This is a genomic window from Halapricum salinum (assembly GCF_004799665.1).
GTDB lineage: Archaea > Halobacteriota > Halobacteria > Halobacteriales > Haloarculaceae > Halapricum > Halapricum salinum.
Window position 1 is genome coordinate 3,086,710 of the sequence record NZ_CP031310.1, and the last position, 19,764, is coordinate 3,106,473.

Annotated in this window: 23 protein-coding genes; 12 read left to right on the forward strand and 11 right to left on the reverse strand. The window is 65.4% G+C overall.

Features of this window, described 5'->3' with window-relative positions; genetic code table 11:
• Nucleotides 1–35 precede the first annotated feature (35 nt).
• From DV733_RS15195 to fen, 3 genes are read right to left on the reverse strand one after another with little or no spacing between them, the layout of a single operon-like run.
• A complete protein-coding gene (locus tag DV733_RS15195) occupies nt 36–2,753 on the reverse strand; it encodes an AAA domain-containing protein (RefSeq protein ID WP_049992826.1) in 2,718 nt (905 codons plus the stop codon).
• Between the two features lie 42 nt (nt 2,754–2,795).
• Nucleotides 2,796–3,272 carry a hypothetical protein gene (locus tag DV733_RS15200; protein WP_049992827.1) on the reverse strand — a complete coding sequence of 159 codons (477 nt, stop codon included), beginning with the start codon at nt 3,270–3,272 and terminating at the stop codon, nt 2,796–2,798.
• Nucleotides 3,273–3,279: 7 nt separating this feature from the next.
• Nucleotides 3,280–4,260: a flap endonuclease-1 gene (fen, locus tag DV733_RS15205; protein WP_049992828.1), complete on the reverse strand. Its 981-nt coding sequence runs from the start codon at nt 4,258–4,260 to the stop codon at nt 3,280–3,282.
• Nucleotides 4,261–4,370: 110 nt separating this feature from the next.
• On the opposite strand from fen, the gene DV733_RS15210 reads away from it, so the two are divergent.
• The gene (locus DV733_RS15210) at nt 4,371–4,985 is read left to right on the forward strand and encodes a hypothetical protein (RefSeq protein ID WP_049992829.1); all 615 of its coding nucleotides are present in this window, start codon (nt 4,371–4,373) and stop codon (nt 4,983–4,985) included.
• Here DV733_RS15210 and DV733_RS15215 read toward each other — a convergent pair.
• Nucleotides 4,973–5,500: a GNAT family N-acetyltransferase gene (locus DV733_RS15215; protein WP_049992830.1), complete on the reverse strand. Its 528-nt coding sequence runs from the start codon at nt 5,498–5,500 to the stop codon at nt 4,973–4,975. The genes DV733_RS15210 and DV733_RS15215 overlap by 13 nt on opposite strands.
• A 97-nt stretch (nt 5,501–5,597) precedes the next feature.
• On the opposite strand from DV733_RS15215, the gene DV733_RS15220 reads away from it, so the two are divergent.
• Nucleotides 5,598–6,206, forward strand: a complete 609-nt coding sequence (locus tag DV733_RS15220; protein WP_049992831.1) for a class I SAM-dependent methyltransferase — start codon at nt 5,598–5,600, stop codon at nt 6,204–6,206.
• Between the two features lie 2 nt (nt 6,207–6,208).
• A complete protein-coding gene (locus DV733_RS15225; protein WP_049992832.1) occupies nt 6,209–6,631 on the forward strand; it encodes a DUF3054 domain-containing protein in 423 nt (140 codons plus the stop codon).
• A gap of 126 nt (nt 6,632–6,757) precedes the next feature.
• Here DV733_RS15225 and DV733_RS17410 read toward each other — a convergent pair whose 3' ends face one another.
• The gene (locus tag DV733_RS17410; protein WP_170178713.1) at nt 6,758–6,928 is read right to left on the reverse strand and encodes a DUF7331 family protein; all 171 of its coding nucleotides are present in this window, start codon (nt 6,926–6,928) and stop codon (nt 6,758–6,760) included.
• A 321-nt stretch (nt 6,929–7,249) separates the two neighbouring features.
• Here DV733_RS17410 and DV733_RS15230 point away from each other — a divergent pair, with 321 nt between their 5' ends.
• Nucleotides 7,250–8,242, forward strand: a complete 993-nt coding sequence (locus tag DV733_RS15230) for an ornithine cyclodeaminase family protein (RefSeq protein WP_049992833.1) — start codon at nt 7,250–7,252, stop codon at nt 8,240–8,242.
• A gap of 7 nt (nt 8,243–8,249) precedes the next feature.
• Here DV733_RS15230 and DV733_RS15235 read toward each other — a convergent pair whose 3' ends face one another.
• From DV733_RS15235 to DV733_RS15250, 4 genes are all read right to left on the reverse strand, one after another.
• Nucleotides 8,250–9,269 (reverse strand): presenilin family intramembrane aspartyl protease PSH, encoded by a 1,020-nt coding sequence (locus DV733_RS15235; protein WP_049992834.1) that lies wholly within the window; start codon nt 9,267–9,269, stop codon nt 8,250–8,252.
• A gap of 36 nt (nt 9,270–9,305) precedes the next feature.
• Nucleotides 9,306–9,536 carry an H/ACA ribonucleoprotein complex subunit GAR1 gene (locus tag DV733_RS15240; RefSeq protein WP_049992835.1) on the reverse strand — a complete coding sequence of 77 codons (231 nt, stop codon included), beginning with the start codon at nt 9,534–9,536 and terminating at the stop codon, nt 9,306–9,308.
• Nucleotides 9,536–9,814 carry a signal recognition particle subunit SRP19 gene (srp19, locus tag DV733_RS15245; RefSeq protein ID WP_049992836.1) on the reverse strand — a complete coding sequence of 93 codons (279 nt, stop codon included), beginning with the start codon at nt 9,812–9,814 and terminating at the stop codon, nt 9,536–9,538. The genes DV733_RS15240 and srp19 overlap by 1 nt, the downstream gene beginning before the upstream one ends.
• Before the next feature lie 77 nt (nt 9,815–9,891).
• The gene (locus DV733_RS15250; protein WP_049992837.1) at nt 9,892–10,992 is read right to left on the reverse strand and encodes a PGF-CTERM-anchored ABC transporter substrate-binding protein; all 1,101 of its coding nucleotides are present in this window, start codon (nt 10,990–10,992) and stop codon (nt 9,892–9,894) included.
• Between the two features lie 62 nt (nt 10,993–11,054).
• Between DV733_RS15250 and btuC the strand changes: the two genes are divergently transcribed.
• Nucleotides 11,055–12,155, forward strand: coding sequence for a vitamin B12 ABC transporter permease BtuC (gene btuC, locus DV733_RS15255; RefSeq protein ID WP_049992838.1), 1,101 nt, complete (start codon nt 11,055–11,057; stop codon nt 12,153–12,155).
• Nucleotides 12,152–13,405, forward strand: a complete 1,254-nt coding sequence (locus DV733_RS15260) for an ATP-binding cassette domain-containing protein (protein ID WP_237560472.1) — start codon at nt 12,152–12,154, stop codon at nt 13,403–13,405. Before btuC ends, DV733_RS15260 begins: the two co-directional genes overlap by 4 nt.
• A gap of 13 nt (nt 13,406–13,418) precedes the next feature.
• On the opposite strand, the gene DV733_RS15265 is transcribed toward DV733_RS15260, so the two are convergent.
• Nucleotides 13,419–13,859 (reverse strand): MaoC family dehydratase, encoded by a 441-nt coding sequence (locus DV733_RS15265; protein WP_049992839.1) that lies wholly within the window; start codon nt 13,857–13,859, stop codon nt 13,419–13,421.
• A gap of 59 nt (nt 13,860–13,918) precedes the next feature.
• The gene (coxB, locus tag DV733_RS15270) at nt 13,919–14,638 is read right to left on the reverse strand and encodes a cytochrome c oxidase subunit II (RefSeq protein WP_049992840.1); all 720 of its coding nucleotides are present in this window, start codon (nt 14,636–14,638) and stop codon (nt 13,919–13,921) included.
• Between the two features lie 162 nt (nt 14,639–14,800).
• Between coxB and DV733_RS15275 the strand changes: the two genes are divergently transcribed.
• The 6 genes from DV733_RS15275 to DV733_RS15300 all read left to right on the forward strand — a co-directional run bounded on the left by DV733_RS15275 (nt 14,801) and on the right by DV733_RS15300 (nt 19,675).
• Complete coding sequence (locus DV733_RS15275) at nt 14,801–16,186, forward strand: heme o synthase (RefSeq protein WP_237560473.1); 1,386 nt, start codon at nt 14,801–14,803, stop codon at nt 16,184–16,186.
• A gap of 1 nt (nt 16,187) precedes the next feature.
• Entirely contained in the window at nt 16,188–16,862 is a 675-nt protein-coding gene (locus DV733_RS15280; protein WP_049992841.1) for a DUF7546 family protein, read from the forward strand.
• Between the two features lie 40 nt (nt 16,863–16,902).
• Nucleotides 16,903–17,862: an ABC transporter ATP-binding protein gene (locus DV733_RS15285; RefSeq protein WP_049992842.1), complete on the forward strand. Its 960-nt coding sequence runs from the start codon at nt 16,903–16,905 to the stop codon at nt 17,860–17,862.
• Nucleotides 17,859–18,647 carry an ABC transporter permease gene (locus DV733_RS15290; RefSeq protein WP_049992843.1) on the forward strand — a complete coding sequence of 263 codons (789 nt, stop codon included), beginning with the start codon at nt 17,859–17,861 and terminating at the stop codon, nt 18,645–18,647. Before DV733_RS15285 ends, DV733_RS15290 begins: the two co-directional genes overlap by 4 nt.
• Before the next feature lie 89 nt (nt 18,648–18,736).
• Nucleotides 18,737–19,267 (forward strand): peptide-methionine (S)-S-oxide reductase MsrA, encoded by a 531-nt coding sequence (msrA, locus tag DV733_RS15295; protein ID WP_049992844.1) that lies wholly within the window; start codon nt 18,737–18,739, stop codon nt 19,265–19,267.
• Nucleotides 19,268–19,345: 78 nt separating this feature from the next.
• A complete protein-coding gene (locus DV733_RS15300) occupies nt 19,346–19,675 on the forward strand; it encodes a 4Fe-4S dicluster domain-containing protein (RefSeq protein WP_049992845.1) in 330 nt (109 codons plus the stop codon).
• Nucleotides 19,676–19,764: the final 89 nt, after the last annotated feature.

A 19,764-nucleotide genomic window follows, 5' to 3' on the forward strand; every position in this document is an offset into this window, starting at 1 on the left:
AGCGGCTTAGCAGTTTGGCGGTCGTTGGCGTCCAGTTATCGCGCCCACGCGACCATCTCGGCGTACGTGTCGTCGCTCGACAGCGCTGCTGCGTCACCGACGAGCACGAGCGACTTCTTCGCTCGGGTCAACGCGACGTTGATCCGTCGGTAGTCCTCGAAGATCGGCCCCTCTAGCTCGCCCGTGGCGACGAACGACACGAGGATGACTTCTTTGCTCGACCCCTGGAAGCGATCGACCGTGTCGACCGCCACTGAATCGTCGAGTCGCTGGCCGATCTCGGCGACCTGTGCACGGAACGGTGCGATCACGCCGATGTCCTCCCGTGAAACCCCCGCCGCGGCGAACTGCTCGACGGTTTCGGTGACGGCGTCGGCCTCGGCAGGATTCGTGTTTCCGCGAGCGCTCCCGCCGGGATCGACTAACGCCACCCGCTCGCGGAGGTGTTCGGGCAATGCCGGCAGTGAAACGCCAGCGAGATCGTCGATTCGCTGGGCCGCGACGTCGCCAGTTGCAGGTCGCAACTGCCCGTCGTAGAACGCCTTCGACGGGAACGCCTGGATCTGCTGGGCCATCCGATACTGTCGGTCGAGCATGACTCCTGCCTCTGGGTGGGCCTCGATCAGGCGCTCGAACAGCGACTCCTGCAGGTCGTTTTCGGCGCGGACGACGGGCGGCAGCTGCTGATGATCACCGATCAGGACGAACCGCTCGGCGAGATTGGTGGCGGCGAGCGTCCCCGGCTCGGTCAGCTGGCCGGCTTCGTCGACCACGGCGACGTCGAACTCCTGTTCGCGGACGATCCGCGAGCCACACGACGCCGTCGTGGCGGCGACGACCGAGGCGTCACGGAGTTTCGACGCCAGTTCGTCGGGGTCGCCCGACTGTTCCAGCCGGAAGGGCTGCATGTCGTCGCGGACGCCGCTCTCGGTTCCGACCCGGACGATGTCTTCGAATCCCTGCTCGACCAGCGCCTCCATGGCATTGTCGACGGCGCGATTGGTGAACGCCGACAGCAGGACGCGTTCGCCCCGGTCTACGAGGGTTCGAATGATCGTCGCGAGCGTGTAGGTCTTGCCCGTCCCGGGCGGCCCGTGGACGAGCGCGAAGTCCTCGGCCCCCACTGCGAGTTCGACAGCCTCGTTCTGGGCTGCGTTGTTGTCGATGAACGTCTCCGAAACAGGCGAGAATCCGGGATATCGCCGGCCGAACAGGACGTCTTTCTTCGGCTGGGGTTGCTTGAGAACGGCGTCGTGCAAGGCTGTGAGCATCCGATCTGTCGACAGCTCGGAGGGATAGATGTCGAGTCGCCGGAGTTCCACTGGCTCGTCAGCAGTGACGATCACCTCCTCGGCTGTCAGGCGTTCGACTCGCGCCAGTTCCGCATCGCCGCGAATCGGATGGCCGTCGCTGGCGAGCACGACGTCTCCCTCGCGGATCTTCGAAGTCGCACCTGTCCCCTTTGCCCGGATTTCCCACCGCCCGCCGTCGATCTCTCGCTGGCCCGTGGGTTCGAGGTCGACCAGCGCGCGGTCGTCGTCAGCCCGTTCGTCCGCGCCCTGCTCCCACAATTTGGCGTACTCGCGGTGGACTTCGCGGCGTTCCTCCTCGATCGCCCGGTAGAACCGATCGAAGTACTCGCGTTCTTCCTCGGGGATCGGGCTGCCGACCTGGCCGGCCTTCGACTCCTGGTCGAGTCGGCCCGAGACGGCCATGCAGGTGTCCTGTTCGAAACAGTACTCACACTTGGCATCGGCCTCGTAGCCAGTCGGGACGTCACTGTCGAACTCCATGGCAGCGATGGCGTTGCGCTGTCGCAGGACGTACTGCAACAGTCCGGAACCGATCGAGAACTCCTTCGCCGGCGAGAGGTCGCCGCTCTCCTCGTTCCGTTCGACGGCCGCGTTCTTGGTGTAGAGGAGTGTGCCAGTATCGGGGGCGGCGGCCAGTGCCGACTCGGTCCCGCCGTCGCCGGCCATCATGTCCGCCGCGGAAGTTTCGCGGGCCGCACGCTCGCCGAGGACGAGCGCGTAAGCTGCGGCCTGGATCTTGTCGTGGAATCTGGGCTCACGACGGGTGTTCTTGCCCGTCTTGAGTTCGACTGGCATCCCGCGACGGATCGCGTCGGCCCGGCCTTTGATCCCGTAGCGCTCGCTGACCAGCGTCATCTCCGAGCGCCACTCGTCCGTCTCGGTGAGTGTGCCCTGAGCCAGCCAGCCCTCGATGGCGCTGGCGTGATCGCGGACCTCCTGGGTGACTTCCTCGACACTGCGGCCGAGCAGGCCGAGTTCGAGTCCTGCGGCGTCGACCTGTTCTTCGACCGCTGCGTCGAGGTCCTGCCCGCGGAGGAGGTCCGCGAACACCTCGTGGACGATGGTCCCCTTTACCACCGGATAGACGAGCGGCAGACCGTCGATTTTGTTGAGATAGTACATCCGGGGGCACTGGACCCACGAGCGGACGTCGGTCACGTCGACGATGAAATCGGGTTCGACGACGACCATCGTGTCGCTGCCGGTCGTGTACTGCTGTTCGCCCTGGTAGGTCCGTTCCTCGGCGTCGTAGAGGGCCAGTTCCATCCCCGTCTCGATCTGGCGGGCGTTCTCGACCCAGTCGCCCCACAGCGTCACCGTGATGGGCTCGTCTCTACCCCTGTCGGGGCGGATCGTCACTTCACAGAGCTCGCGCTCGCCGTACTGCGTGCTGACGGTTTTCGGGTCTTCGAGGTCGACGACGACGCCGCGGACGTTCACGAGACCAGTCACGAGCGCGGGGTGAAAAACGCTGTCGGTGCCTCACGTCCCGATCGGGACGCTCGCGTTCCCGACCGAACGTGCGGCCAGCGTCTCGATCGTCCGACCGTTCGGGCAGAAGCCCGCCACGTCGGGATCCTTGCCGTACCATCTGACGCGGACTGTGTCGCGTTCGTCGAAGGCGAAGCCGGCCTCGGTTTCGGAGAGTCTCACTGTGCCGTTCTCGACCGGCCAGCGCGTACTCGCGGCCGTCGGCGAGTCGGCGTCGCGGACGACCAGCACGACGCGATCGGTCGTCTCGCTATCGAGAGCGTCACCGCCGACGTGGACGGCCAGTACCGACGAATCCGTGGCTGCGATCTCGATCTGACTCTGGGGCGCAGTGAGATCGCCGCCGCCGTGACAGGGACCGCCCGGCACGGCGAACAGCGCGCCGTAGCTCACCAGAGCGAGGACGATCAGTGCGACTACCGGGCCGAAGACCACGAGTGCCCAGCGCCGCCCCTCGACTGGTGCCATCAGTCGATCACGACCACTGATCGAGCCCGGTCTGGACCTGTGCGTCCTCGATCCGCTGGAATCCCCGCGCGACCTCGTCGGGATCGACTTCCCACGTCTCGGTGACGAACGTTCGGGCTGCGTCGACGTCGGGCGAGACGTCCAGATCCAGGTCGGGCGTCTCGGTCACCGGCGGATCGCGAAAGAGGTCTCGGATCCGGTCGGCGTTCGGGACCCCTACTCCCTCGGCTTCGATGACGCCCCAGAGATCGCCGTGTTCCCTGATCGCTTTCACCGACGTCTTCGGGCCGTACCCGGAGACGCCTTCGTTGAAGTCCGTCCCGCAGAGGATGGCGACGTCGATCAACTGCTCCCAGGTGAGATCGTGTTTTTCGAGCGTCGCGTCGAGATCCATCAGTTCGGGATTGCCCTTGCTGGTGAGCTGGCGTAGCGTCAGCGGCGCGCCAAAGAGGAGCGAATCGTAGTCCTCGGTCCCGGCGTAGTCGACGTCACCGCGTCGGGCCATCACGGCCGCCTGCGCCTCGCCCTCGGCCGGGGCGTCGACGATCGGCACGTCCAGCAGTTCGAGCAACTCGCGGGTGGTCTCGATGATCGTCTCGGTCAGTCGCTGGGTCCGTGATTCGAGGCGCGCGGCCGCAATGTCGTCGCCTGCTTCGCGTGCCTCTTCGAGACGCTCCTCGGCCGCTTCGCGTTTCTCGCGGCGTTCCTGTACTTCGTCTTCTTTGAGGTCGGTGACGGCCCCGTCGAAGACGAACACGGGCGTCAGATCGTGCTCGAAGAACTTGGGCAGTCCCTGGACGATCCCGACCAGATTGGCGACTTCCTCACCCTCGCTCGTCGTGTAGACGTCGTCGCTGGTCCACTTCACCGTCGTCGTCAGGTAGCGATACAGCCAGTTGTGGGCGTCGACGGCGACGACTGATCCCTCCAGATCCGCGAAGGGGACGTCCTCGATCACCGCCAGGTCCCGGAGTGCCGCGTTTCCCATCGATGCACCGTTGGGGCGACGGTGGTTTGAATCGTTCGGGGAGAGATCCTCTTCCGGCTGTGATGGGATTAATTTACAAGTACCGGTGACTAACCGACGGGCGAATACCCATGTCCGACCACGGTGGACCCGCGGCCCCAGAGGATGGAACGCACAACCGAGTCGTCACCGACGGCGGGACAGCAGACGTCGAGCAACCGTCCGTCCAGAATCCCGAAGCCACGCTCGTCTCGGTCGGCGCCCTCGAAGAAGCTCCGTCTGGCGATCTCCGTTTGACCGAGGAGTTCGAGTCAGCCTGGGACGAGGCCATCGCCGACGTCAAAGCCGACGAGGACGCCAATCGAGAGGAACTGGTGACGGTCATGGGGATCGATTCTGAGGGCGACGTCGAACTGGAGCCGGTCAAGGACGCCTTCCGAATCACCATCGACGGCAATCTGGTGGGCGCGCTCGAATCCGAGGCTGCCTTCTACGCCGACCTGGCCGGCGCACGCCTGCTCTCGAACCGTCTCGACGAGTGGGACGAGTTCCCCGTGGCCGACCGGAGTCGGCTCCTCAAGGGCCTGCGGCTGTTCCTCGAAACCTGCCCCGAATGCGGCAACGACGTGGTCTTCGACACCAAGGAAGTCGAGTCCTGCTGTGGCAGCCATCAGGTGGCGGCCGTCGACTGTGACGAGTGTGGCTCGCGGCTGTTCGAGTCGGGTCCGATCGATCAGGACCTGTGAGGATCGACGACTGCCGGTGGCTCTTCTCGGCTCCGAATAAACGTCGCTTCGGTATCCGATAGATCACGCTCCAGAAAGCTCTCCAGCCCCTCGCGATATCGAGAGTCGCGCTCCTCGCTCGGCCACACCAACACTCGTTCGGCGACGCCAGTCCGTTCGCCACTATAGCCGAATCCCGCTTTTGTGGCCGCCTCGTAGGCGAAGGGATTGTTCACGGCGATCACTACGCGGTCGAACCCCTGATCGGCCGCCCGCTGGCGGACTGTTCGCAACAATCGGGCACCGATCCCCTCTCCTCGACAGTCCCGACGGACGGTCACGTACCGAATCCGGAGCGTGGCGTCGTCGGTTCGATCGGGGTCGAACGCGGCCGCGGCCACGATTCCGTGGCCGTCGGCTCGCACGACAGCCTTGCCCGTGCTCGACATCACGAACTTCCCGGCGTAGCTGAACTGCTCGTAGTCGAGTTGGAGTGTCGGCCCGTCCTCGGACCAGCCCAGCAGTTCGAACTCCATACACGAACGAGCAACGCCAGCGGCATGACGGTGGCGCTCGGACCGCTCCTGCGTCGCGGGCCGGCCGCTTTTTCACACCGGCGCGCCGAGTGTGGCTATGGTCGGGGTCAGCGACGTCAGTACGTTCGATCGGTTCGCCCGAGTCTACGACCTCGTCATGCCCGGCGCGGACGCGACCCAGCTCGGCCGGGCACTCGAACGTAGCGAGCGCCCAGTCGACCGCCTCCTCGACCTCGGGGGCGGGACGGGCCGTGCCGCCCGGGCGCTCGACGCCAACCAGCGGATCGTCCTCGACGCGGCCCGCGGAATGCTCGTCCGGGCTCGCGACCACGGGTTAGCCACGATCCAGGGCGACGCGAGTCGACTGCCGGTGGCCCCCGCGTCGGTCGACGCGGTCACGATCGTCGACGCGCTCCACCACGTCCACGGCTGGGACAGCCTCTTCGAGGAGGTGTTTCGCGTGCTTCGTCCCGGTGGCGTGCTGGCGATCAGCGACTTCGACCCGACGACGCTGCTCGGTCGATTGCTCGTCACGGGCGAACACCTGATCGGCTTCGAGTCGCAGTTCGTCTCGCCCCAGGTGCTCTGTGACCACCTCGAACGGGTCGGATTCGAGACCATCGTCGTGGACGACGGTTTCGGCTACACGGTCGCTGGCGTCGTCCCGAAACGGGAAAACAAAAGCCGCTCGACGCAGAGAGAGTGAGTATGGAGCAGGTGGTTTCACTGTTCGATCGACGGCTCGACCCGTCGCCGCTGACGGCGCTGGTCGCAGTCGGTGACGTCGTCTTGATCGGATTGTTCGTCGCGGTGGGGGAGATCAATCACGGCACGCCCCCGTGGGAGTACCCTCTCTGGGCGCTGGAGACGTTCGCGACATTCCTGATCGGGTGGGTCCTCGTCGCGTTCGTCGGCGGCCTCTACACGCGGGACGCCTGGCAGTTCCCGCTCAGAGCGATCTCCTGGACGACGCCAGCGTGGATCACTGCCGTCCTGATTGCCATGGCAATTCGAGCGACGCCGCTGGTCCACGGGGGCGTCCAGTTGACGTTCGTCGTCGTCTCTATGGCGGTCGGACTGGTGCTGTTGCTCCCCTGGCGGAGCGCCGTCGCGTACTACGACAGCCGCTAGAAGTCACCGAGGCTGGATACTACCGACTCGTCAAGATATTCGAACGACACTGAAGAAGTGGGTGTTCACACCACTGGCAGGAGCCCAATGGAGGAACGCCACCTGTCGGCGTTCTCGCGTCCCGTCCTACCGGTACTCGTCGATCGTCACCGCCACGGTCGACTGAATCCAGGCCTGGTGGTTCTCCCGATCGTAGATTACGAACTCGTCGTCACCGATTGTGAGTTCGGCGTACCGTTGCGCCTGGTTGTCATCAGTGGCCTGCTCGTTCGTGTTGTCCGTGGCGTTCGTACTCATGTTCGACGTGGACGGGTGAACCCGTCTCACTGTCCCTCCAAGTGAGACTGAGAGGCACACCTGTATAAGTCCTCCCACCCGATTATCATTCGATAAAACGACTCGTTCGGGCCGGCACGTCGGTCGATTTTCACCTGATTCCCAATATGATTGACAGACTGGAAGTTTGTTCCGGGAGAACATACTATATTTTTATTTCTAATCGGTTCATTTACCGACACCGCCTCAGCAGACATTCGACCCTATTATCAGGATAGATAATATCTGGGGAGGCAGCAACAGAGCCACCAGACAGAAGCCTCCGACGGACGAACGGCCGGTATGGTCGACGTTCCATACTATCGGAGTCACGAGATCCAGGGATTCGCCCCGCCCGAGGCCTACGTTGCTGCGGTACGTGAGGGGTATCGCGAGCGAGGCCACGGCGCGCCCGCCGAACCGCGGACGCTCCTGACGAACGCCGACCCGCCAGGACTGTTGACGGGCTACATGGCCATCCTTCCGGAGCGGGGCGTGATGGGTGGGTACACCTACGCCGCCGGATTCGGAGACCGAGACGCCCACTTCGTCCTCCCACTGTTCGACAGCGAGAGTGGTCGGCCGCTGGCGGTCTTCGACGGCGCGAGTCTCAACCCGTTCAAGACCGGCGCGGCGGGGGCTGTCGGCGTCGATACACTCGCACGCGACGACGTCACCACTGTGGGCCTATTCGGCAGCGGGGCGCAGGCTCGCGGGCAGCTCCGGGCGATCTCGACGGTCAGGGATGTCGAGCGCGTGAACGTCTACTCGCCGACGAGCGACCACCGCGAGACCTTCGCCGCCCGGATGAACGACGAACTCGACGCGACCGTCGCCGCCGTCGCCTCGCCCGCAGCCGCCGTCGAGGGTTCGGACGTCGTGATCACCGCGACGGACGCGAGCGAGCCGGTCTTCGACGGCGACTTGCTCGAACCCGGCACCCACGTCACCGCGATGGGCCAGTACCACCCCGAAAAGCGTGAGGTCGACGCCACGACGGTCGAGCGCGCGACGTACGTCCCCGACCTTCGGGCGCGCATTCACCAGGACGCCGGCGCGTTCATGCTCGCTCGCGAGGAGGGTGTGATCGACGACGAGCACGTCCACGCCGAACTGGGCGAGGTCGTCGCCGGTACTGTCGAGGGCCGGACCAGCGAGGACGAGATCACGCTGTTCGACAGCGGTGGGACGGCGATAGAGACCGTCGCCGCTGCACACATGCTCTACGAGCGGGCGAGTGAGCGGGATCTCGGCCGGACGATCTCCTTTGCACCCGCGAGCGAGGCGATGGAGTAACCGCAGCTCACAGACCGACTGCTTGCATCAGCGTGAGTCCGCTGGCGAGCGCACCGACGAGATACCCGCCGATCGCCCCGCCGTTGAGTAGCGGCAGGCCAGCGTGCGCCCGCCCTTTGAGAACCATCCGGAGCAAGATGGCCAGTCCGAGAAACGTCCCGACCATCGACGCCGCGGCCGTCAGCGGGAGAGCGATCCCCGGAACGTCCAGCGAAGGCACCGACTCCGGTGCGAAGAAGGCCGCGCTCGCGATCAGCACCGTCGGGATCACCGCGTCACCCAGGCCGATGAACAGCGCCTCGCGATCGAGCGGATCGGGGTCGTCTCCTGCATCCGCCTCGTTCGACTCGGCTTCGGTCGACTCGTCTGGTTCTTCGCCGTCGGTCTCGCCGTCCTCGGCGACGCTCGCCGGTGTTCCGGCGTCGAGAAACGAGTACGACAGCGTGAGTGGGACGACCAGCACCACTGGGACGCGCAGATCCATCACGCCTTCGGCGAGGGTGAGCATGTGTTCGGTGCCGTAGACGCTGATCGCGTCGTAGACCGCGAGTACCGAGAGCAGCACGAGCGCGGGTAAGACGCCGAAAGAGATCCCGAACAGCCCGGCCGCACCGGCCCCCATCACGATTCCGGCGGCGTCGATGACGTACCACTCGGGATGGACGACCAGCCCGACGACGATAGCGGCAGCGGCTGCCCACGCGAGAGCGCTCGCACCCGCGACCGGAACGACTGTCGAGGGAACGATCGCCGAAAGCACGATGAAGCCGATGTACCCGCCGGTAAGGACGATGAATCCTCGGATGACGACATCCAGATCGTACTTGAACGCCAGCAGCATGAACCCGGTCATCACCAGGAGTGCAGCGACGTAGAGGACGCTGTTGCCGGCATTCTGTGGATTCTCGGTCGCCTGCAGTCCGGCGTCTTTGAACGGCTCGACCAGCGCGAGAGCCCCGAGCTGGACGAGCAGGAAGATCACGCCGATTGCGAGCGCCGCGACCGCCGCGCGCGTCCGTTGTTGCATATACGCTAGCTGCAGTCGGCACCCGAATAAACGTGTTCAGTCACGGTAATACAACACTGCCCCGAGCAGCGAGGCCAGTGCGACGCTGTCGGGCGGCGACACTGCCAGATACGGCTGGTCGGTCGGCCCGAACACGTCCACGACCCGGCCCGCCACGTCGAGGTTCTCGTCGAGGAGGGTCGCCCCGAGGTCGGGATGGTCGGCGTCGGGACTGCGGACGACGGCGACCCCCTGTGCGACTTCTTGGACCTCGCCAGCGCGCTGCATCACTCGCGCATGACCCCGAGGTAGGCCGCGACGGCACCCAGGAGATCGCTCTTGGTCGCGTCGTCGGCGTTCTTGACGAGGACGCGCCCGCGCTGTTCGTACTCGCGGGGATAGGTCTTCTCGCGCTCGATCTTGGCGTCGTATCCGACCTGCTGGACGGCTTTGGCGATCTCGTCGACCGTTGGCTCGGCGACGGCGAGATCCTTCGCGACCCGGCGTCCCTCGGCGCGAGTCAGATTCGCGTCCAGGGCCGCGGGCCAGATGACGTTCTCGACCATGTTCCAGGGTGTGCGGGCCGCACGTAAACGCCTTACTGGTCGGCAAGATCGCAGTCGAGACGGCTGTCTCGCACCACTCACCGTTGCCGCGAGGCCAGCCCTGCCATCGCCAGCGCGAGCAGTGCCCCGACGACGCCGAAGCCGGGACCGAAGCCACTCCCCGTGTCTGAGCTATCGGTCGTCTCTTCCGTGTCGTTCGGGTTCGTCGGCGTCTCCGGTGTCGCGGTCGCCTCGGACGAGTTGTCAGGATTGAACACCGCCGACAGTCGCTGGAGTGGTCGGGTGATCCGCGGCCCGGGTTGGCTCATGTAGTTGCCGTTCAGCGTAACGATCTGGTCTTCTTGAACTGCGGTCGTGCTGTTGAGGACCTCGCCCCAGCGGACGCGGCTGGGACTCGTCGTCACGATCCAGTCGGGGTTCTCCGCGGCGACGACCTCCAGGTTGATCTCCCCGTACGTCCGAATATCCGCCGCGGTCGCGATGTTCTCGCCACCGGCAGTCTCGACGACGTCGCCGACGAACGTGTCCGGACCGGCCGTGTATCCACCGCCCATCGCGTAGTAGACGGACGGATCGTCGCCACCACTGGCCTCGGCGCGGACCTGTTCGATGGTCTCGTTCATCTCGGCGTTGGTCTGGGCGGCCTGCTCACAGTTCCCCACGAGTTGTCCCGTGAGCCGTGTCTTCGCGATCACGTCCGCCAGTGACGACGCGGAATCGAACTTGACGACCGTCAGATCGGCGTCTCTGAGGCTCTGGATGCTGTCGTTGAAGTTGACGTTCCCTGCGAGTACGATGTCGGGCTCCAGATCGACGACCGTCTCCGTGACTGGCTGCAGTTCGCTGTTGAGCACGTTCGTCTTGTTCTCGGTCCCGTTGAGATAGGCCGTCGTATAGCCTACAGGCATCCCGACGACCCGATCCTGTGCACCGACAGCCCAGGCGGTCTGGGCAGCGCTCGGTGCGATCGCGACGATCCGCTCGGGCCTCTCGTCGATAGTCACTGTCTCGCCCGTCGCATCCGTCACCTCGACCGGATACGAACAGTCCGCTGTCTGTTGTGTCTGAACAGCTATCTTCCCCGTTGACGACGCGTCTGTCGGGTGGACTCCGGCCACGACGCCCCCGGAGGACAGCACCACGACCAATACCACTACTGTGAGTCCTGCACGTCTCATTGTGGATCCCCCTTGCGAGCTATCCAATAAATATTTATCTAAAGCAAATCGACTTGGGTTAGATGCGGACTCGCTATCGAACCACAATCTGGTCGAGCGGGTTAGCGGCGGCACTGGTAGCTGTGATTCTCGTCAGCGCCAGTATCGGCCCCGTCCCCATCGATCTGCCGGTGGTCGCGATGGCGTCGCTCAACGCGATTGGAATCCCGACGGCCGCGTCGGTGTCGATCGAGACGGCGCCCCTTGCGGGGTTAGCCGTCCCGGTCCCCGACCTGGCGATCGGCTACACGTATCCGTTCTCGTTTTCAGTCCCGGCCACGAGCGAACTCATCGTTCGGGAGATCCGCCTCCCGCGGATCGTCCTCGGCGCGGTCGTCGGCTTCGCGCTCGGGACGGCGGGCGCGGTCATGCAGGGGTTCTTCCGGAATCCGATGGCCGATCCGTCGATCATCGGCGTCTCGACCGGTGCGGCAGTCGGTGCGGTCGCCACAATCGCGCTCCCCCTGACGATCCCGTTCGGCCTCCAGACGGCCGCGTTCGTCGGCGCGGTCGTGACGGCGTTCGCCGTCTATCTGATCGCGACCAGCGACGGCCGGACCCCCGTCGCCACGCTCCTGTTGGCAGGGGTCGCCGTCCAGACGTTCCTCGGCGCAGTCGTCTCCTTCCTGCTGCTCCAGAGCGGTGAGAGCCTCAGAGAGGCCGTCTACTGGCTGATGGGGCACCTCTCTGCCACCGGCTGGGACGAAGTCGAGGTGACACTTCCGGTGGTCGCAGTGTTGTTCGTGGCACTCGTCCCGTTCGCGCGCGATCTCAACGTCCTCATGCTCGGCGAAGAAGACGCCCAGACCCTCGGAATCCCGGTCGAGTGGACCAAGCGGGTCCTGCTCGCGGTTTCAAGCGTGATGACCGCCGCGGCGGTCGCCGTCGCGGGCGTCATCGGCTTCGTCGGCCTGATCGTCCCGCACGTCATGCGGTTGCTCGTCGGGCCCGACCATCGAATTCTCCTGCCGACCAGCGCGTTGGCCGGCGCGACTTTCCTCGTCGCGACCGACACGCTCGCTCGATCCGGCGGTCAGGAGTTGCCCGTCGGGATCATCACGGCCGCGCTCGGCGCACCGTTCTTCCTCTTTCTGCTCGTCCGCCGGGAGGTGCACGAGCTGTGAGCGATCTGCTGTCTGTCGAGGAGATCACCGTCGGCTTCGGCGAGGCCGGCGTTCTCGACGGCGTCTCCCTGTCGGTCGACGCGGAAGAGTTCGTCGGCCTGGTCGGCCCGAACGGCGCGGGCAAGACGACGCTGTTGCGGGCGATCAACGGCGTCCTCGACCCTGGCGCTGGGACTATCCACGTCGAGGGTCGCGCCCGCGATGCGTGTTCGACACGGCAGTGGAGCCAGCGCGTCGCGACGGTGCCACAGGACACCAGCGTCTCCTTCGCCTTCCGCGTCGAGGATATCGTCGAGATGGGGCGGACCCCACATCGAAGCCGCTCACAGTTTGGCACCAGCGAGTCTGACCGCCGCCGGATCGTCGATGCGCTCGATCGGACCGACACGGCACGGTTCCGCGAGCGATCGATCGACGAACTCTCTGGGGGCGAACGCCAGCGCGTGTTCGTCGCTCGCGCGCTCGCCCAGGACACGCCCCTACTCCTGCTCGACGAACCGACTGCCAGCCTCGACGTCAACCACCAAGTCGAGATCCTCGAACTCGTTCGCGACCTCGTCGGTGAGGGCCGCGGCGCGCTCGCGGCGATCCACGACCTCGACCTCGCCGCCCGGTTCTGCGACCGACTCGCGCTGCTGTCCGACGGGCGGATACGTGCAGTCGGCCCGCCCGAAGACGTCCTCGATCCTGGCGTACTCGACGAGGCGTTCGCCACGAGCACTACCGTAACGACGAACCCTGCGACGGGGACCCCGACGGTGACCGCCCGCACCGACCGCGGCGACAGCGACAGGCGCGTGCACGTCCTCGGCGGCGGCCGCCTCGGCGCGCGAGCGATCGCGACGCTCGATGCCGCCGGCCACACCGTCAGCGCGGGTGTCTTCCGCGAGGGCGACGTGGCAACCGAGACGGCGTCTACACTCGGTGCCTCAGCTGTGACGAGCCCACCCACAGGCGAAGTTGGACCGGACGCGATCGCCGCAGCCCACGACCTCGCCAGTGGGGCAGACGTGGTGGTGCTCGCAGACGTGACGATCGGCTCGCGCCAGTGGGCGCTCGATGTCGCCGAGTCCGTCCCGTCTGTGGTCCTCCTCGAAGAGCAGCCACTCGAAGACCGAGTGCTCGCTGGTGAGCGCGCTCGCGATCGGTATCAGACGCTACGCGAACGCAGTCGAATCGCCGAGATCGAGTCGCTGCCGCTGGCCGTCGCCGAGGCTCAGAACCAACTCCAGCGCCCCGCAGACGACTGAGAAACGACTGTCGCTACTCGCCCTCCCGACGACCGAACAGGACCAGTCCCACCATCGAACAGACGACGTCGCCGTCGACCAGCGTCTCGATGCGAACGTCGACTTTGCCGTACTCCTCGCCCCACGGCTCTTTTTCGACGATCTCCGTCCGGGCTGTGAGCGTGTCGCCCGGTCTGACCGGCGCGAGCCACCGCATCTCGTCGACCCCGAGCGCGCCGCGCGTGTCTGCCTCCTGGAGAATGCCGGTGACGAGCAGTCGCATCGTCATCGACGCCGTGTGCCACCCGCTGGCGACGAGGCCGCCGAACGGTGAGTCCGCGGCTGCCTCGGGATCGACGTGGAAGGGTTGTGGATCGTACTGCTCGGCGAACTCGACGATCTCCTCGCGAGTGACGGTGTAGGAGCCGAACGTCTCGGTGTCGCCGACGGTGAGGTCTTCGTAGGTAGTGGGCATACCATTGCTACGGCCGCCGACTCAAAAAAGCAAAGTGATGGCGTGAGTGGTTTCTACCGCTATTCGCTTGCGTTCTGCTGGGACTGGATCCAGTCGTCGAACTCCTCAGACGGGAGCACGCGAACAGTCTTGGTCATCTGGGAGTGGCCCGACCCGCAGTATTCGGCACAGTACAGCTGGTATGTGCCCGGATTCTGTGGCGTCGTGAGGAGGTAGTTCGACCCGCCGGGCATGGCGTCGGTCTTCAGCGCCAGTTCCGGGACGTGGAAGGCGTGTATCACGTTCCGTGAGGAGACGTTGAACTTCACGCTCCGGTCGGCCGGAATCACGAGTTCGTCGTAGGAGGTGACGTTGTACTCGGGGTAGTGGAACTCCCAGTTGAACTGGAAGGCGTTGACTTGCACTTGCTCGTCGGACGGCGTCGCGGCACTCGCGGCGCTACCCCCGTCGTCGGCTGCCATCACGCCGTAGGAGCCGATGCCGACGAACAGCAGGATGATCGCCGTCGCGACGGTCCAGGTGATCTCCAGCCGGCGGTTCTCTACGGTCGGTTTGGCCGATTCGACGTTGCCGTCACGGAAGCGCCACACAGTGTACAGGAGGATCGCCTCCACGAGGATAGTGATCGGGATGGCGACCGCCAGCAACTCGAAGTTCAGCCCCCAGACGAGTTCCTCTGTCGACGAATCCGACGTCGATTGTGCGAGCGCGGGCTGGGACGCCAGGGTGACGAGCACACCCGACAACAGCGCCACCAGTCCGGCGCGATTGCGGTTCATGTTGGTTCGCCCTTAGGATGACCCGTATAAATAAGCTATTGTCTGGCGTCTCCGAACAAGGTCGGACACCCATGATATTGGGGGTGACTATAGGGGTGTCGTGACCGACCACGGACGGAAACGCGACACCTAAGTATCGCCGGCCGAAGTGTCTCGTATCCCGTGCGCGAGACAACTCCCGACACCCGGTTGACGAGGTTGCTGACCGCGGCAGTCGTCGGTGTCTACGTGCTCATCGTCGCTGGCGCGACAGCGGCTATCGCCGACGCGGCCCGCGCGTGTTCGTCCTGGCCGATCTGTCACCAGACGCCGACACTTTCCGATCCGGCGCTGCTGGTCGCCTGGGGCCACCGTCTCGTCGCGCTGACCGTCGGCCTGCTGGTCGTCGTGACGGCCGTCGTCGGCTGGCGACTCGCCAGTCGGCCCCGAGTCAAATACACGCTCCTCGCGGCGCTCGCGCTTTTCCCAATCCAGATCGGGATCGGCGCGCTCGTCGCGACCTCAGGTGCAGCTGGAAATCTGCCGACCGCCCATCTCGGTGTCGCGATGACCATCTTCGGAACGCTCGTCGCGGCGCTCGCCTGGCACCTCGAAACCGGCGTCGAGGACGACGAGCCAGTGACGACCGATCCCGAGCCCGCGCCCGACCCGGTCGACGGTGACCTGACGGTCACGCGACCCAGCGGCTTGCTCGACACTGCCCGCGCGTATCTCAGCCTGACCAAACCCCGACTGATGTGGTTGCTCTGTCTGGTCGCTTCGGCGGGCATGGCACTGTCTGCCAGCGGCTCGATCGGCGTCCCGACCATCCTCGCGACTCTCGGCGGCGGCGTTCTGGCGATCGGCGCGAGCGGGACGTTCAACCACGTCCTCGAACGCGACGTCGACCGGCGGATGAACCGGACTGCGGATCGCCCCGTCACCACCGAGCAGGTCCCGGTGACGAACGCGCTCGTCTTCGGATTCGCGCTCGCGGCGGCCTCGATCGCGGTGTTCCTGACGGTCAACGTCCTCGCGGCGGTGCTGGGACTCACCGCGATCGCCTTCTACAGCGTGATCTACACGCTCCTCCTGAAACCCAACACCGTCCAGAACACGGTCATCGGCGGAGCCGCCGGCGCGCTTCCGGCCCTGATCGGCTCGGCCGCAGTGACGGGAAAGATCGGTATCCCGGGGCTGGTTCTCGCGGGGCTGGTCTTCCTCTGGACGCCCGCGCATTTCTACAACCTCGCGCTGGCATACAAGGACGACTACGCCCGCGGCGGCTTCCCGATGATGCCGGTCGTCCGCGGTGAGGCCACGACCCGCAGGCACATCCTCTGGTATCTCGCCGCGACGCTGCTGGCTGCCACCGTCCTGACCGCCGTCGCGGACCTCGGCGCACTCTTCGCACTCACGACAGTCGCCCTCGGCGCGGTCTTCCTGTGGATGGTCGTCCGTCTGCACTACGAGCGGACCGAATCGGCAGCGTTCCGGGCGTTCCACGCCTCGAACGCCTACCTCGGGATGATCCTCGTCGCGATCATCGTCGACGCACTGGCGATCTAAGATGGCGTCGAACACCGTCGCCTGGCGCGAGCGCGTCAGTCCGAACGGAGAGACGGCCCTGGCGGCCTTTATCGTCGTCAATCTCGAACTCGCGATCCTGTGGACGTGGCTGTTGATCACGAACTGGCAGTTCGACTCCCTGTTGGGCATGCGCCAGGTCGTCTATCCGTTCGTCTGGATCAACGTCGGCCTGTGGGCGCTGTGGCGGACGACGCCCGCGCCGACGACGCGATGGCGACGCCTGCTCGCCGGTGCGCTCGCGGCCGTCTACTTCTTCGTGCTTGCCTACGCGGGCGGTTTGGTCGGCCCGGCGACGCAGTTCTCGGTCGGTCCGACAGTATCGTTCGGGCCGCCCCCTGGCTTCAGTCCCGCGTTGTTGTACGACGGGGATCTGCTCAAGCTCACACTCTTGCCGTACAAGTTCGTCGGCTATCTCGCGCTGGCGTATCTCGTCTACGCAACAATCATCGACGCGGCTGGCTCGGCAATCTCGGGTGTGCTCGGCCTGCTCTCGTGTGTCTCCTGCACGTGGCCCGTCGCGGCGTCGCTGCTGTCTGGCGTTCTCGGCGGTGGCGCTGCCCTCACATCGGCAGCGTTCGGCTACTCCTACGACCTCGGCGTGGTCGTGTTCGTCGTCACAGTCGGGCTGTTGTACTGGCGGCCGACAGTCAGGTAGAATCGAACCGGCTTTCCCGCCCCGTGTCCGAGACGGAGATATGACTGCCGCCATCGTCGCCGAGGACGTCGCCCGGACGTACGGCGACACCGTCGCACTCGACGGCGTCTCTCTCACTGTCGAGGAGGGCGAGGTACTCGCGCTGGTGGGACCGAACGGCGCGGGCAAGACGACGCTCGTCCGCGCGCTGACAGGGACGACCGACGCAGAAGGTCGTGTGGAGCTGTTCGGTCAGTCCCCGCAGTCGGTGGCCCGCTCGCGAGTTGGCCTCCTCCCGCAATCGTTCGATCCACCCGACCGACTCACGGCTCGCGAACTGCTCGACTACTACGGTGGACTGTACGACGAATCCCGAGACATTCAAACTGTGCTCGCGGACGTTGGCCTGCAAGACAGCGCCAGCACGGCATACGAGAACCTCTCCGGTGGCCAGCAACGCCGGGTCTGCGTCGGGTCGGCGCTCGTGAACGATCCCGATCTGCTCGTACTCGACGAACCGACGACCGGGATCGATCCCGCAGGTCGGCGTGCGCTCTGGCGACTGCTGGAGAGGCTGGCCGACGGCGGAACAACCGTCCTCCTGACGACCCACTACATGGCCGAGGCCGAACGGCTGGCCGACCGCGTCGGACTGCTCGACGACGGCGAACTAACTGCACTCGATTCCCCGCGGGCGCTGGTCGAAGCCCACGGCGGAGAGACGCGGCTCACCGTCGACGTCGAGGACGCGATCCCAGAGCCTCTCGATATCGGGTTCGAGACGCTCCGTCGGGATGGACAGCTGGTCGTCAGGGACGTTCCCCCGACGGCGATCGGGGACGTGGTCGACGGGCTCACTGAAGCTGGCGTCGGCGTCGCCTCACTCTCGTGGCGCGAACCCGACCTCGAAGACGTCTACCTCGACCTCACTGGCAGAGCGGTCGGCTTCAGTGGTGACGCGGTCGACCCCGAGGAACTGGACGCGGCCGGACCAGTCTCGACGGACGGAGGTAACCGATGAGTCGCGTGGGTCGCCTCAGTGCGTCGGTGCGAGCCGCCGCGCTCTCGTTCCTGCGGCGGCGGACGGCCGTCTTCTTCACCTTTCTGTTTCCGCTGCTGATCGTCCTCATCTTCGGGGCGCTGGTCCAGACTCAGCCGACCGATGGCGGTCTGTTCACCGAACCCCCGGGCTACTACGTCCCAGGGTATCTCGCCGTCGTCGTCCTGTTTACGCCCCTCTCGCGCGTCGGGAGCGAGGTGGCACGCCATCGCGAGGGTAACCGCTTCGAGAAACTGGCGACCACGCCGTTGCGGCGCTGGGAGTGGCTGCTGGCGCAGACGATCGTCAACGTGTTGATCATCGGGCTGGCCGCGCTGCTGTTGCTCGGATTGCTCGTCGTCGTCACCGGTCCTGAGATCTACTTCTCGCCGCTACTGGTCCCGTTCGTCGCGTTCGGCGTGGCGCTGTTCTGCGGGATCGGCGCACTCCTCGGGTCGTTCGCAGACTCACAGGACGGCGTCATCGCCGCGAGCAACGCGCTGGCGCTCCCGCTCCTGTTTCTCTCGGAGACGTTCGTCCCGCCGTCGCTCTTGCCGGAGTGGTTTCGGCCGCTGCTGGATCTGTCGCCGCTGACGTACTTCTCGCGCGGCGTCCGAGCGGCGACGTTCGATCACCCCTCACTGGTCGACGGCGTCGTCCTCGCTTCCTACGGCGGGGACGATCCGCTGGTCAACCTCGCGGTTTTGACTGGACTCGCGATCCTCGCACTTGCGCTCGGCGCGTTCGCGCTGCCGACGACGGACTGAGAGGAACGGACTCACGAAGACCTCTTCCAGCGTCGGAGACGATTGCAGCCACCGCCGAGGACTTACCCCTCGAACCCCTACGGAGAGCAATGACCGAGACAGCGACGTTCGGCGGCGGGTGCTTCTGGTGTATCGAGGCGGCGATGAAAGAACTCCGGGGCGTCGAGGCAGTCACCTCTGGCTACGCGGGCGGTAGTACCTCCAGCCCGACCTACGAGGAAGTCTGCTCGGGCGAAACGGGCCACGCCGAAGTCGTGCAGATCGAGTACGACCCCGCGGAGATCAGCTATCTCGAACTCCTGGAAGTATTCTTCAAGGTCCACGATCCAACCACGAAAGATCGACAGGGGCCAGATGTCGGCAGCCAGTACCGCTCGATCGTCCTCTATCACGACGACGACCAGCGCGAGCAGGTCGAGGGATTCATCGAGCGCCTGAACGAGGACGTCTACGACGGAAATATCGTCACCGAGGTCGAACCCCTCCGCCGGTTCTACGAAGCCGAGCAGTACCACCAGGACTACTACGAGAAGAATCCCGCGAAGGGGTACTGCCAGATCCAGGTCAAGCCCAAGGTCAAGAAGGTGCGCAAGGAGTTCGCGGCGTTGCTGGCGGAGTAAATAGTCGAACGTCTCGTTCGCGAATCGACTGCCTGCAGGCCAACCTTTACGTACTGGCCGGAAGTGTTTACACGTACCATGCCGATCGATCCGGAGTTCGAGGAAAACCGTGAAGTCGTCGAGCAACACGACGGGCACAACGTCTGGGGACCAGTCGAGGAACCCGAAACACTGGGTATCCACGGGACGCACGTCGCCGTCGACTTCGACATCTGTCTGGCCGACGGGGCGTGCCTGGAGGACTGTCCAGTCGACGTCTTCGAGTGGGTGGACACACCGGGCCATCCCGAGAGTGATATCAAAGCCGACCCGGCCCACGAGAGCCAGTGTATCGACTGTATGCTCTGTGTCGACGTCTGCCCAGTGGACGCCATCGACGTCGACCCCGGTCGCGCCGGCCGAACCTGAGCCGATATCTGTCAGCTTTCCCGTTCCATTTGTGTGATCGCCCCCATCACCGAGAAAGTCCGAGACGTAAGAGCGATCCGTCTTGTTCG